The following is a 12,714-nucleotide window of genomic DNA, read 5'->3' as shown; positions in this document are numbered from 1 at the left end:
CGCGCGCTCAGTTCCAGCGGCCGGTCGTGCCGCCCACGCTGAAGCGGCCCGCGCCCAGCAGCACCACGGCGAGCGCGCCGAACAGGTACAGGCCCTGCAGTTCGAGCGCCCAGCCGCCCTGCTTGGTCAGCGCGAAGAAGTCGCCCATGTGCACCAGGCCGAAGGCGAACAGCATGTTGACCACGATCACGGCGGCCGCGGCGCGGGTCCAGAAGCCGGCGATCAGCAGCAGCGGCGCGACGATCTCGCCGACGTAGACCAGGTAGGCCAGGCCACCGGGCAGGCCGGCCTTGGCCAGCATGCCGCCGATGAAGCCGACGCCGGCCGAGAGCTTGAAGATGCCGTGCAGCAGCACGAGCACGCCGATGGCGACGCGCAGCAGCAGCTTGCCGGCGTCGTCGTTGGCAAGGGCGGGGGCGGCGAACGACGAAGCGATCGGCGCACGCGGGGTGGCGGCGGTGGCGGCCTGGGTGTTCATGGCGGTTCCTCGAGCGGTCAGGATGGGAAAAGACAGTGCCCGCCCGCGGGATGCGGGCAGGTCCGTTTCCAGTGTGCGCAGGAGGCGGCGGGCCGGTCGGTGCGTTTACGCACCTTTTTTCGAGAAAGCCGCTCGGGCGGGTGGATCAGCGGCCCAGGAAATGCCCGGTCCACTTGCGCTCGTAGTCCATCTTGTGGAAGTGCGCGGCCATGAAGTCGATGAAGCTGCGCACCTTGGCCGACAGGTGCTTGCGGCTCGGGTAGGCCAGGTTGATGCGCAGGTGCGGCAGGTCCCAGTCGTCGAGCGTGGGCACCAGCCGGCCGGCCACGATGTCGTCGTAGACGATGTAGGTGGGCTGCACCAGGATCCCCATGCCGTCGAGCGCCGCGGCGCGCAGCACCTGGCCGTCGTTCGATTCGAGCAGCCCCCGCACCGACACCGTGCGGACCTCGCCGTCGCGGCCGGTGAAGCGCAGCTCGTTGGGGTTGTTGGCGTAGGTGTAGATCAAGAGCTTGTGCTGCTGCAGCTCCTCCAGCGTCTTCGGGAAACCGTGCTGCGCGAAGTAGCGCGGCGAGGCCGCGAGGATGCGCCGCGTCTCGCCGAGGCGGCGGATCGTCACGTTGGAATCGGGCTCGTACTCGCGCGTGCGGATCGCCACGTCGATGTTGTTGTCGATCAGGTCGAAGTAGCGGTTGGCCGCCTCCACGTGCACTTTCACCCCGGGATAGCGCTGGGTGTACTCGCGCAGCAGCGGCGCGATGTGGTGGATCGAGAACGACAGCGAGGCCGTGATGCGCAGCGTGCCCGAGGGCTGCAACGCGGTGGCGTTGACGGCCGTCTCGGCATCGTCGAGGTCCGACAGGATGGTGCGCGCGCGGCCGCAGAACTCGCGGCCGGTGTCGGTCAGGTAGAGCCGGCGCGTGTTGCGCTCGACCAGCCGGGCCCCCAGCCGCGCCTCGAGCGCGCTCAGGTGGCGGCTGGCGGCCGCGTTCGACAGTCCCAGCGCCTCGGCGGCGCGGCTCAGGCTGCCGGCGTCGGCAATCTGCACGAGCAGGGCGATTTCGGTCCAGCGGTCCATGGGGCGTGTCTCCGGCGAGCGTCTTTTTCGGGCTGGGGGATTTTGTCCCAGGGGGTGGGTCGACCGTTCCGCTGGGCGGAAAAATCATTTGCGCCGAGGTGCTTTGCGCCCTCCGGTCCGACGCCTAGAGTCGGGCGAACCCCTCGAACGAATGGAGACAGCCGCCATGCGCAATCTCAACCAGGACAACATCACCCAGGCCGTGCTCGCGCGCTTCGCCGACACCCCGAACCCGCGGCTGCACGAGATCGTGACCAGCCTGGTGCAGCACCTGCACGCCTTCGCGCGCGAGGTGAAGCTGACCGAGGCGGAGTGGAAGCAGGGCATCGACTACCTGACGGCCACGGGCCAGATGTGCGACGACACGCGCCAGGAATTCATCCTGCTGTCGGACGTGCTGGGGCTGTCGATGCTCACGATCGCGATGAACAACGACAAGCCCGCGGGCTGCACCGAGGCGACGGTGTTCGGGCCCTTCTATGTCGAGGGCGCGCCCGAGTACGCGCATGGCGACGACGTGGCCAACGGCGCGGCCGGCGAGCCCTGCGACGTCAGCGTGACGGTGCGCGGCCTCGACGGCACGCCGGTGGCCGGTGCCGTGGTCGACGTGTGGCAGGCCGACGCGGGCGGGCACTACGACGTGCAGCATCCCGAGCTCGGCCATGCCGAGAACCGCGGCCGCCTGCACACCGGGCCCGACGGCGCGCTGCATTTCCGCAGCGTGCTGGCCGAGGCCTACCCGATCCCGACCGACGGGCCGGTGGGCCAGCTACTGGACGCGACCAAGCGCCATCCGTGGCGGCCCGCGCACCTGCACTTCATGATCCAGGCGCCGGGCTACGAGCGGCTCATCACCCACGTGTTCCGCGAGGGCGACCAGTGGCTCGATTCCGATGCGGTGTTCGCGGTGCGCGAATCGCTGGTGGCGCCGTGGACGCGGCAGGCCGACGGCCGCTGGCGGCTCGATTTCGACTTCGTGCTGAACCCGCTCGCAGCGGCGCCGGCGCGATCCGCACCGCAGGCCGCGGCACAGCCGGCCTGAACACCGACGACGACACATACCGGAACCAGGAGACAAAGGAATGAACGACACGCTGCAGCAGGAGCTGCTGATCCGCCGCATGATCGAACGCTGGGCCGTCTGGCGCGATGCCGGCGACTGGGAGCGCTTCGCCACCGTGTGGCATCCCGAGGGCGTGATGATGGCGACCTGGTTCCAGGGGCCGTTCGCCGAGTTCATCCGCGTCACGCGGGAAGGCTGGGCCAAGGGCGTGAGCATCCTGCACTTCCTTGGCGGCTCGGCGATCGAGCTGGCGGGCGAGCGCGCCATCGTGCAGACCAAGATGACGATCTCGCAGCGCGGCCCGGTCGAGGGCGTGCCCTGCGACGTGGTGTGCACCGGCCGCTTCTACGACTTCGTGGTGCTGCACGAGGGGCAGTGGAAGCTGCTGCACCGCCAGCCGATCTACGAGAAGGACCGCATCGACCCGATCGACCCGGCCGCCACCGTGACGCTCGATGCCGCCAAGCTGGCCGAGCTGCCCGAGGGCTACCGCCACCTGGCCTACATCCAGCAGCGCATCGGCTACACGGTGAAGCTCGACATGCCGATGCTCAAGGGGCCGGCGGTCGAGGCGCTGTACCAGCGCGGCGCGCGCTGGCTCGCGGGCGGCGCGCTCGAGCGCTGAGCCGGGCTGGGCCGCAGCGGCCCGCGCGCCTTCCTGCTACGCTCGCCGGGGCCCGCCGCGACGACGGGCTTTTTTTCGCGCGCCGTCCCTGCCCATGGTCTTCCCCCTCATCACCGACCCGCACTTCTACGCGGTCGCCATTCCCGCCGTGCTGCTGCTCGGCATCAGCAAGAGCGGCTTCGGCGCGGGCTTCGGTTCGCTCGCGGTGCCGCTGATGGCGCTCGCGGTCACGGTGCCGCAGGCCGCGGCGATCCTGATGCCGCTGCTGCTGTTGATGGACCTGCTGGGGCTCGCGGCCTTCCGGCGCGACTTCGACCGCTCGCTGCTGAAGTTCCTGATCCCCTTCGGCCTGCTGGGCACGGTGATCGGCACGCTGCTGTTCCGCGCGCTGTCGGCGCACACGGTGGCGGGCATCGTGGGCGTGTTCACGCTGCTCTTCCTGGCGCAGCGCGTGCTGTTCCCGCCCAAGCCAAACGATCCGCTGCCCTCGCGCGGCATCGGCGCCGCGCTGACCACGGTGTCGGGCTTCACGAGCTTCATCGCGCACGCGGGCGGGCCGCCGATCAATGCCTACGTGATCCCGCTGCGACTGTCGCCGGTGGTGTTCACGGCCACCATGGCCTACTTCTTCTTCGTGGTGAACCTCAGCAAGTGGATCCCCTATGCGTGGCTGGGCCTGATCGACCTGCGCACGCTGGCCACCTCGCTGGCGCTGATGCCCTTCGCGCCGCTGGGCGTGTGGGTCGGCATCCGCATCGCGCGGCGCATCGACGCCACCTGGTTCTACCGCTTCGTCTACCTGGGCATGCTGCTGACGGGGCTCAAGCTCGTCTACGACGGCTTCGTGGCGGCCTGAGTCCCGCCGCCGTGGCGCTCAGAATTCGACGATCGACTTGAAGCCGCCGAAGATCATGCGCTTGGCGTCGAAGGGCATGGTCTTCGGGTCCATCGCCGCGATGCGCGGGTCGGCCATCACCTTGGCGTTGACCGTGTCGCGGTGCTTGCGCGACTTGTAGACGATCCACGAGAAAGCGACCACCTCGTCGGCCTTGAGCTTCACGCTCTGCGGGAACGAGGTCAGCTTGCCGGGCTTGACGTCGTCCGCGACGCACTCCACGTATTCGAGCGCGCCGTACTCCATCCAGACCTTGCCGGCCTTGCGCGCCACCTTGCGGTAGGCCTCCACGTTCTTGGCGGGAATCGGCACGATGAAACCGTCGACATAGCGAGCCATGGGAACACTCCTTGAAAAGAAGGGAAAGAGAAACAGAAACGGCGGCCGGCCCAGCAGCAGCCCGTCAGGACGTTGCCGCGCCATTCGCCGCGCTCCCGGGGCCTGCCGATTCCTCGTTGTTCTGCATCTGCCCCGGCATGGCGGAGCGAAGCAGCAGGGCGCCCAACAAACCCGCCACCGCCGCGAACACGGCGCCGACGAGAAATGCCATCTGGTAGCCGCCGGTGAGCGCGAGCGGCGTGCTCGCGCCGGCCGCGAGCATCGAGCCGGTCTGCGCGGCCGCGATGCTCGCGAGCACCGCGAGGCCCAGCGCGCCGCCCATCATGAAGGCGGTGTTGACCACGCCCGAGGCCAGGCCCGATTCACTCGGGCTCACCTCGCTCATCGCGGCCAGCAGCAGCGGATTGAAGGCCATGCCGGCGCCCAGGCCCAGCAGCAGCATGCCGGGCAGCACGTCGATCGCGAAGCGGCCGTCGACCGGCGCGCGCGCGAACAGCGCGAGCCCGATGGCCGCGAGCCACAGGCCCGCCGCGAGCGGACGGCGGATGCCGAAGCGCATCACGATCTTTGCCGACAGCCCCAGCGAGAACACGGCCATGATGACGTTGGCCGGCAGGAAGGCCAGGCCGATCTGCATCGGCGTGTAGGCGAGCACCAGCTGCATGTAGAGCGCCGAGATGAAGAACCAGGCGAACATCGCCGCGGCCCACAGCACGCCCACCACGTTCGAGACCGAGACGCTGCGCAGCCGGAACAGGCCCAGCGGCATCAGCGGATGCTTCACCCTGGCCTCGATGGCGATGAAGATCGCGAGCAGCGCGACCGCGGTGCCGAGCAGGCCCAGCGTCTGCGCCGAGCGCCAGCCGGCCTCGTTGCCGTTGACCACGCCGTAGACCGCGAGCATCAGCGAGAGCGTGACCGTGACCGCGCCGGCCACGTCGAGCTTCTCGCCATGGGCCTGGCCGCGCGCGCTCGGCAGCAGCGCGATGCACAGCGCATACACGGCCACGCCGATCGGCAGGTTGACCAGGAAGATCCAGTGCCAGCTCAGCGAACTGGTGAGCAGGCCGCCGAGCAGCACGCCGATGCTGCCGCCGCCGGCGCAGACGAAGCCGTAGACGCCCATCGCCTTGGCGCGGTCGGCCGGCTCGGTGAAGAGGTTCATGATCAGCGACAGCGAGACGGCCGACACGATCGCGCCGCCCAGGCCCTGCACCGCGCGCGCGGCGATCAAGAGGCCCTGCGTGGTCGAGATGCCGCAGGCCAGCGAGGCCAGCGTGAACAGCACCAGCCCGGCGAGGAAGACGCGGCGGTGGCCGTAGAGGTCGCCGAGCCGCCCGCCCAGCAGCAAGAAGCCGCCAAAGGTCAGCATGTAGGCATTGACGACCCACACCAGCGAGGTCTCGGTGAAGCCGAGGTCGGTGCGGATCGAGGGCAGCGCGACGTTCACGATGGTGGTGTCGAGCACGATCATCAGCACGCCCAGGCACAGCACCATCAGGGCGAGCCAGCGCTTGCGGTTGTCGAGGGATTCGGTCATGGAAAGGATTCCTCAGGGGCCGGGCGGCGCGCCGCCCGGCGGATGGTTGTGGCGTTCTTCGTCAGACGAGGGAGGCGCCGCCGTTGATCAGCCAGGGCGTGCCGTAGCGGTCGGTCACCATGCCGAAGCCTTCGACCCAGAAGGTCTTCTCGAACGGCATGCCGACCTGGCCGCCGTCGGCGAGGGCGTCGAACACGCGCTTCGCTTCGGCGACCGTCGGGTAGTTGAGCGCGACGCCGAAGCCCTTCATGCCCTCGTACGGCATGCCCGGCATGCTGTCGGAGGCCATGAGCGTGCTGTCGCCGACCACGAGGCTGGCGTGCATCAGGCGGCTGGCGGCCTCGGGCGGCATGTTGGCGGCTTCGGGGCTTTCGCCCACGGTCATGAGCATTTCCATTTTTCCGCCGAGCGTCTTCTCGTAGAAGCGCATGGCCTCGGCCGCGTTGCCGTCGAAGGTGAGATAGGCATTGAGGAGCGACATGAGAGTTCCTTGGGTGAGTGGAGGGTGAGTGGGGAGGGACAGGCTCAGGATCCCGCCGGCTTCTCGGCCGCGGTCTTGAGGTTGGCGAGGCCGGCTTCGAAGTCCTTGCCGATCAGGGTGTCCATGTCGAAGAACAGGCCCATGAGCTTGGAGACGTAGGGCGCCGGGCCGTGCATGGCCCAGGTGACCTGGGTCGCGTCGCCCTGCGGTTGGAAGCTGAAGTCGGCGGTGTTGTGGGCCTCGAAGGGCTGGAGGAAGTCGAGCTTGATCGAGACCTTGGTGGGCGAGGCCTCGAGGATCTCCATGCGGCCGGCGCCGGCCTTGTCGTTGCCCTCCCAGGCATAGGTCGCGCCCGGGCCGCTGGCGGCGCCGCCGAAGCTGCGCTTCATGGCCGGATCGAGCTTCTCGTAGGGCGACCATTCGCTCCAGCGGTGGAAGTCGGCGACCAGCGGCGCGATCCGCGCGGGCGGTGCCTGGATGCGCGCGCTGCGCTCGACGCGGAAGCTGTCGGGACGGGTGGCCGCGAACAGCAGGACGCCGGCGATCAGCACGACGAGGAGGAGGGCGATTTTCTTGAACATGGAGCGCTCGGGAACGACGAATGAAAAAGGGGAAAGGGGCTTCGCGCGGCGCGGCTTCAGTCGCCGACCACCACCATCCAGCCCACGCCGAAGCGGTCGCCGACCATGCCGAAGCCCGGCGAGAAGAAGGTGGGGATCAGGGGCTGCATCACCTGGCCGCCGTCGGCCAGCGCGTCGAACCACTTGCGTGCGTCGGCCTCGGTGGGCGCGGTGATCGCCAGCATGATTCCCTTGAACTCGGCCTGGCCCGAGCAGCGGCCGTCGGAGGCCATGAGCTCGGTCTCGCCGATGCGCAGCACCGCATGCATGACCTTGTCGGGACCGGGCATGGCACCGGCGCAGCCGTCCGCGTCGGGCGGCATGTCGGCGGGGGCGTCGCTGTAGCGCATGAGCTGCACGACTTCGGCGCCGAGCGCCTTCCCGTAGAACGCGATGGCCTCGTCGCAGCGGCCTTCGAACGAGAGATAGGACTGGACTTTCATGGCAATTCCTCTTTGCAAGAGCGGTTATTCCGGGGGCGCCGCTGGGCAGCAGAGCCCGGGGCGAATACGATGGCACTACTTTGTGTACACCGTCCACAAAGAATAGCAAAGATAATGGACACTGTCCACATCGAAAAATCGTAGTCCGAGAAAGAAGGAAATGGTCCGCAACGCCGCCATCGCCGCCGAATCCGCGCCGCCCTCGCGCTCCACCTACCGCCATGGCGACCTGCGCCGGGCCTTGCTGGACGCGGGCATCGAGCTGGCGCGCGACGGCGGTCCCGACGCCGTGGTGCTGCGCGAGGCCACGCGCCGCGTGGGCGTGGTGCCCAACGCGGCCTACCGCCACTTCGCGAGCCGGCACGAGCTGCTGCTGGCGGTGCGCGGCGCGGCGCTGTCGGCCGCGGCGCGCTCGATGGAGAAGGAGCTTGCCGCGATCTCGCACGACCAGCCGCCGGCCGACTACGCGCGCGCCTGGGTGCGGGCGATCGGCTCGGGCTACCTGCGTTTCGCGCAGGACCAACCGGGGCTGTTCCGCACCGCCTTCGTGATCTCTTCCGACGAGGCGCGCGGCACCGTCGGCCCCTCGAGCGCGGGCGCGAGCGGCATGGACCCGTTCCAGCTGCTGGGCTCGGGGTTGGACCGGCTGGTGGAGGCCGGCGCGCTCGATCCGGCACGGCGCCCGAATGCCGAGTACCTGGCCTGGTCGGCGGTGCACGGGCTCGCGCTGCTGATCATCGAGGGCCCGCTCAAGGAGGCCGACCCGTCGGTGCTGGAGCCGCTGACCCTGCGGCTGCTGGAGATGGTGGAGCTGGGCCTGCAGTAGGCGCGGCTCACCTGTTCAGGCGCTCAAAGGCTCAAAGGTAGACCTTCTGCAGCAGCTTGATCAGCGTCTCGCGCTCGCGCGCATTGAGCCGCGCGCTGGCATCGAGCTCGAGCTGGATCACGGCCTGCTCGGCCTCGCGCACCAGCGCCTCGCCGGCCGGCGTGAGATGCAGGCCGACCGCGCGGCCGTCGTGTGGATGCGGCTTGCGCTCGATCAGCGCGCGCGCGTCGAGCTCGGCCACCAGGCTCACGAGGTTGGGCGGCAGGATGTCGAGCGTGCTGCAGATCTGGCGCGAGGTGGCGCCCGGGTTGTGCGCCAGCAGCGAGAGCACCGAGAAGTCGATCTGCTTGAGCTTGAAGGCCGCCATGCGCTTGGCGAACAGCGCGCTCACCACCAGCCAGGCGCGGCGCGCGTTGTAGCCGACCAGGGTCTCGAGCACGCGCGCGTCGAGGCGGTCCGTCCGGCCGAGCGGCGCGGCGGCCATGTCGCTCTTCGCGCTCTTCGGAGCGGCGGATTTCGGGGAGGTGGGCATGGCGCAAGCGTAACCGCGAGCGGGGCCCCGAAGCGCCGGGCCGGTGGCGACTTGGCGACAGCCCGGCGCGGGCTCAGGACTCCGCGGTGAAGCCGATCTTCTTCACCAGCGGGCCCCAGCGCTCGTACTCGGACTGCAGCGACCGGCGCATCTCCTCGGGCGTGGAGCCCTGCGCGATCAGGCCCACCGACAGCAGGCCGTCGGCCACGGCCTTGTCCTTGAGCGCGGCCTGGATCGCGCCGCTCGCGGCGGCGATCACCGGCGCGGGCGTCTTCGCGGGCGCGAAGAAGCCGAACCATTCGTCGGCCACCAGCTCGGGGAAGCCCTGCTCGGCGAAGGTCGGCACCTCGGGCAGGTAGGCGGCGCGCTGGGCGCCCGAGGTGGCGAGCACGCGCAGCTTGTTGGCCTTGACGAAGGGCAGGTAGTCGCCGCTGGGCGTGAGGCTGGAGGCGATCTGGCCGCCCACCACGTCGTTGACCGCCGGCAGCGAGCCGCGGTAGGGCACGTGGCGCAGGTCGGCGCCGCTGTTGAGGCCCAGCAGCGCGCCCAGGAAGTGCGGCGTGGAGCCCGCGCCCGGCGAGCCGTAGCTGGCCTGGCCCGGGTTGGCCTTGGCCCAGGCCACGTAGTCCTTCAGGGTCTTCACGCTGGCCGGCACCATCGGGCCGACCGCCAGGCCGTGCGTCATCACCGCGCCGATCGAGACCGGCGCGAAGTCGGCCAGGCCGTAGCTCAGCTTGCTGTAGATGTAGGGATAGGTCGACAGCGCCGAGGCCTGCGAGAGCGCGAGCACCGAGCCGTCGGCCGGCGCGCTCTTGAGCGAGTCGAGCGCGATGCGCCCGCCGGCGCCGGGCTTGTTCTCGACCACGGGGTTGAGCTTGGTGAAGTCGGTGCCGCCGAGCTTGTCGGCCACGCGGCGCGCCACGCTGTCGCCCGCGCTGCCGGCCGGGAAGCCGTAGTAGATCTTCACCTGCTGGGCGACGATCTCGGCCAGCGCGGCCAGGGGATGCTGCAGGGCGCCGAGCGCGGCTGCGCCGCCGAGCGCCGTCACGAACTGACGTCGGTTGGTCATGGTCTTGTCTCCGGTTGGTGGTGCTGGATCTATCGCGGCGCCATGCGCAGCGCGCCGTCGAGGCGGATCACCTCGCCGTTGAGGTGGCCGTTGGTCACGACGTGGCAGGCCAGCTCGGCGAATTCCGAGGGCTGGCCCAGCCGCGGCGGGAACGGGATCGAGGCCGCGAGCGACTGCTGCACCGGCTCGGGCAGCTCGAGCAGCAGCGGCGTGGCGAACAGGCCGGGCGCGACGGTGCAGACGCGGATCGCGTGCTGCGCGAGATCGCGCGCCATCGGCAGGGTCATGCCCACCAGGCCGCCCTTCGAGGCGCTGTAGGCCTGCTGGCCGACCTGGCCGTCGAAGGCCGCGACCGAGGCGGTGAACAGCATCACGCCCTTCTCGCCGTTGGCGAGCGCCGCTAGCTTCGCGCAGCGCGCGGCGAACAGGCGCGCCACGTTGTAGCTGCCGATCAGGTTGACGTTGACCACGCGCACGAAGTCCTCGAGCGGCGCCGGGTTGCCGTCCTTGCCGACGATGCGCTTGGCGCTGCCGATGCCGGCCACGTTCATCAGGATGCGCGCCGGGCCGTGCGCGGCCTCGGCCCGGTCGAGCGCGGCGCTCACGCTCGCGGCATCGGTGATGTCGCAGGCGCAGGCGATGCCGCCGATCTGGTCCGCGACCTTCGCGGCCAGCTCGGCACTGCGGTCGAGCAGCGCCACCTTCGCGCCCAGGCGCGCGAGTTCGCGCGCGGTGGCCTCGCCGAGGCCCGATGCGCCGCCGGTCACGAGTGCGGCCTGTCCTTCGATCTTCATGGGTTCGTCTCCAAAGAGGGAAAAAAGCGTCAGCGCGGCCGCAAGGTGAAGGGCAGCGTGCCGTCGTGCAGCGCCTCGACCAGCGCGGCGCGGTGCTTGAGCACGGCGCGCTGGTTGATCGAGCCCTTGTCGGTGACCTCGCCCTTGTCGATTGAGGGCGGCTCGCTCATCAGGTGCAGCCGCGCGATGCGGTTGGCGCTGCCGGTGCTCGCGGCGGCGAGCTGGTCCAGCACCTGCTGGAAGTGCGCCTGCACTGGTGCGCTCTCGAGCACCTGCCGCATGCTCGCGCCGGCGTCGAGGCCCGCGAGCTGGCGCACCTTCTGCGTAGTGAAGACCAGCGCGCCGACCTCCTTGAGGTTGATGCCGGTCAGCACCGCGTCCTGCACGTAGGGCGAGCCGGCCGTGGCGATCTTCGCGCGCAGCGGGCCCACGCTCACGAAGGTGCCGGTGGCGAGCTTGAAGTCCTCGGCGATGCGGCCGTCGAAGCGCAGGCCGCGGTGGATGTCGGCGTCGTCGATCCACTTCACCGCGTCGCCGGTCGAGAAGAAGCCTTCCTCGTCGAAGGCCTCGGCCGTGGCCTCGGGCGCGCGCCAGTAGCCGGGCGTGATGTTGGGGCCGCGATAGCGCACCTCGGTCTTGCCGTCGACCTCGATCAGCTTGAGCTCAATGCCCGCCGCGGGCAGGCCGACGTCGCCCGACTTCACGTCGGGGCCGGTCACGTAGAGCGCGAACGGGCCCGACTCGGTCATGCCCAGGCCGGTGCCCATCACGATGCGCTCGCCGACCTCGGCCTCCTGCGTGCGGTGCAGGCTGTCCCAGACCGGCTGCGACAGCGCCGCGCCCGAGTAGAAGAACATCTTCACGCGCGACAGCAGGTTGCGCCGCAGCACCGGGTCGGTCTCCATCGCCTGCGCGATCGCCTCGAAGCCGGTCGGCACGTTGAAGTAGATGGTGGGCGCGATCTCGCGCAGGTTGCGCAGCGTCTCGGCCATGCCGGTGGCCGTGGGCTTGCCCTCGTCGATGTAGAGCGTGCCGCCGTTGTCGAGCACGATGCCGACGTTGTGGTTGCCGCCGAAGGTGTGGTTCCACGGCAGCCAGTCGACCAGCACCGGCGGCTCGTCGCCCAGCGCCGGGATCGACTGGCGCAGCTGCTGCTGGTTGGCGCACCACATGCGGTGCGTGTTGACCACCGCCTTGGGCATCTTGGTCGAGCCCGAGGTGAACAGGAACTTGGTGATGGTGTCGGGGCCGGTGGCGTGCATCGCGGCGTCGATGGCGGGCGTGGGCAGCGTCGCCGCGAGCGCGTCGAAGGAGGTGGTGGCGCGGCCGGGCAGCTCGCCTTCGGCCAGCACGATCTCGACGTCCGCGTCGGCCGGCAGCGTGGCCTCGATCGCGCGGGCATAGCGCGCGGCGTCGGCCGCGAACACCAGGCCCGGCGTGAGCGTGGCCAGCACGTGGCGCAGCTTGTCGAAATCCTGGCTCACGAGCGAGTAGGGTGGCGAGACCGGGCAGTAGGGCACGCCCGCGTAGAGGCAGCCGAGCGCGAGCAGCGCGTGCTCGATGCCGTTCTCGCTGAGGATCGCCACCGGGCGCTCGGCATCGAGGCCGCGCGCGAGCAGGGCCTGGCCGATCGCGCGCGCCTTGTGCAGCGCCTCGGCGTAGCTCACGCGCAGCCAGTCGCCGGTGCCGCCATCGGGCAGCCGCGCGCGGCGCGCGATGAAGGTGCGCTCGGGCGCCGCCTCGGCCCAGTGGTGCAGCCGGTCGGTCATGCGCTCGCGGTAGGGGCGCAGCGGCGTTTCCGCGCGCAGGTACTGCGTGCCGGGCGCGCCGTCGCGCAGCAGCGCGCGCGTGACGCCGAAGGCGAGCGGTCGGTATTTGATGGCCGTCATCGGGGCGCCCGTGCGTGAGTGGATCGGTGAATGAATGAAGGA

Annotated in this window: 15 protein-coding genes; 4 read left to right on the top strand and 11 right to left on the bottom strand. The window is 70.1% G+C overall.

The window, feature by feature from the left end; translation table 11 throughout:
- Window positions 1-7: 7 nt before the first annotated feature.
- Window positions 8-478: a DoxX family protein gene (locus AC07RM_RS34780; RefSeq protein ID WP_490879945.1), complete on the bottom strand. Its 471-nt coding sequence runs from the start codon at window positions 476-478 to the stop codon at window positions 8-10.
- Between the two features lie 145 nt (window positions 479-623).
- Window positions 624-1,556: a LysR family transcriptional regulator gene (locus tag AC07RM_RS34775; RefSeq protein WP_495337380.1), complete on the bottom strand. Its 933-nt coding sequence runs from the start codon at window positions 1,554-1,556 to the stop codon at window positions 624-626.
- Window positions 1,557-1,722: 166 nt separating this feature from the next.
- Between AC07RM_RS34775 and AC07RM_RS34770 the strand changes: the two genes are divergently transcribed.
- The 3 genes from AC07RM_RS34770 (at window position 1,723) to AC07RM_RS34760 (ending at window position 4,100) form a co-directional block, all read left to right on the top strand.
- Window positions 1,723-2,598, top strand: coding sequence for an intradiol ring-cleavage dioxygenase (locus tag AC07RM_RS34770; protein WP_495337379.1), 876 nt, complete (start codon window positions 1,723-1,725; stop codon window positions 2,596-2,598).
- Window positions 2,599-2,638: 40 nt separating this feature from the next.
- Window positions 2,639-3,244 (top strand): nuclear transport factor 2 family protein, encoded by a 606-nt coding sequence (locus tag AC07RM_RS34765; protein ID WP_296741500.1) that lies wholly within the window; start codon window positions 2,639-2,641, stop codon window positions 3,242-3,244.
- A 94-nt stretch (window positions 3,245-3,338) separates the two neighbouring features.
- Entirely contained in the window at window positions 3,339-4,100 is a 762-nt protein-coding gene (locus AC07RM_RS34760; protein WP_203202790.1) for a sulfite exporter TauE/SafE family protein, read from the top strand.
- An 18-nt stretch (window positions 4,101-4,118) separates the two neighbouring features.
- Here AC07RM_RS34760 and AC07RM_RS34755 read toward each other — a convergent pair whose 3' ends face one another.
- From AC07RM_RS34755 to AC07RM_RS34735, 5 genes are all read right to left on the bottom strand, one after another.
- Window positions 4,119-4,478: a DUF1428 domain-containing protein gene (locus tag AC07RM_RS34755; RefSeq protein WP_093347496.1), complete on the bottom strand. Its 360-nt coding sequence runs from the start codon at window positions 4,476-4,478 to the stop codon at window positions 4,119-4,121.
- Window positions 4,479-4,542: 64 nt separating this feature from the next.
- On the bottom strand, window positions 4,543-6,018 hold the full coding sequence (locus AC07RM_RS34750) for a DHA2 family efflux MFS transporter permease subunit (protein WP_495337378.1): 1,476 nt from the start codon (window positions 6,016-6,018) through the stop codon (window positions 4,543-4,545).
- 61 nt (window positions 6,019-6,079) lie between these two features.
- Window positions 6,080-6,499, bottom strand: coding sequence for a VOC family protein (locus AC07RM_RS34745; RefSeq protein WP_495322617.1), 420 nt, complete (start codon window positions 6,497-6,499; stop codon window positions 6,080-6,082).
- 44 nt (window positions 6,500-6,543) lie between these two features.
- On the bottom strand, window positions 6,544-7,080 hold the full coding sequence (locus AC07RM_RS34740; protein WP_093347488.1) for an SRPBCC family protein: 537 nt from the start codon (window positions 7,078-7,080) through the stop codon (window positions 6,544-6,546).
- 56 nt (window positions 7,081-7,136) lie between these two features.
- Complete coding sequence (locus AC07RM_RS34735) at window positions 7,137-7,562, bottom strand: VOC family protein (protein ID WP_093347485.1); 426 nt, start codon at window positions 7,560-7,562, stop codon at window positions 7,137-7,139.
- 160 nt (window positions 7,563-7,722) lie between these two features.
- Between AC07RM_RS34735 and AC07RM_RS34730 the strand changes: the two genes are divergently transcribed.
- Window positions 7,723-8,388, top strand: a complete 666-nt coding sequence (locus AC07RM_RS34730; RefSeq protein WP_495337377.1) for a TetR/AcrR family transcriptional regulator — start codon at window positions 7,723-7,725, stop codon at window positions 8,386-8,388.
- A gap of 31 nt (window positions 8,389-8,419) precedes the next feature.
- Here AC07RM_RS34730 and AC07RM_RS34725 read toward each other — a convergent pair whose 3' ends face one another.
- The 4 genes from AC07RM_RS34725 to AC07RM_RS34710 form a co-directional block, all read right to left on the bottom strand.
- Window positions 8,420-8,920, bottom strand: a complete 501-nt coding sequence (locus AC07RM_RS34725; RefSeq protein ID WP_093347480.1) for a MarR family winged helix-turn-helix transcriptional regulator — start codon at window positions 8,918-8,920, stop codon at window positions 8,420-8,422.
- Window positions 8,921-8,993: 73 nt separating this feature from the next.
- The gene (locus tag AC07RM_RS34720; RefSeq protein WP_093347478.1) at window positions 8,994-9,989 is read right to left on the bottom strand and encodes a Bug family tripartite tricarboxylate transporter substrate binding protein; all 996 of its coding nucleotides are present in this window, start codon (window positions 9,987-9,989) and stop codon (window positions 8,994-8,996) included.
- A 29-nt stretch (window positions 9,990-10,018) separates the two neighbouring features.
- Window positions 10,019-10,783, bottom strand: coding sequence for an SDR family NAD(P)-dependent oxidoreductase (locus tag AC07RM_RS34715; protein ID WP_495337376.1), 765 nt, complete (start codon window positions 10,781-10,783; stop codon window positions 10,019-10,021).
- 29 nt (window positions 10,784-10,812) lie between these two features.
- Window positions 10,813-12,672, bottom strand: coding sequence for a feruloyl-CoA synthase (locus AC07RM_RS34710; protein WP_495337375.1), 1,860 nt, complete (start codon window positions 12,670-12,672; stop codon window positions 10,813-10,815).
- Between the last annotated feature and the right edge of the window lie 42 nt (window positions 12,673-12,714).

It is taken from the genome of Variovorax sp. GW821-FHT09B05 (assembly GCF_059418265.1).
The sequence above is the reverse complement of the archived record's forward strand: the minus strand, read 5'-3'. Positions and strand labels throughout refer to the sequence as shown.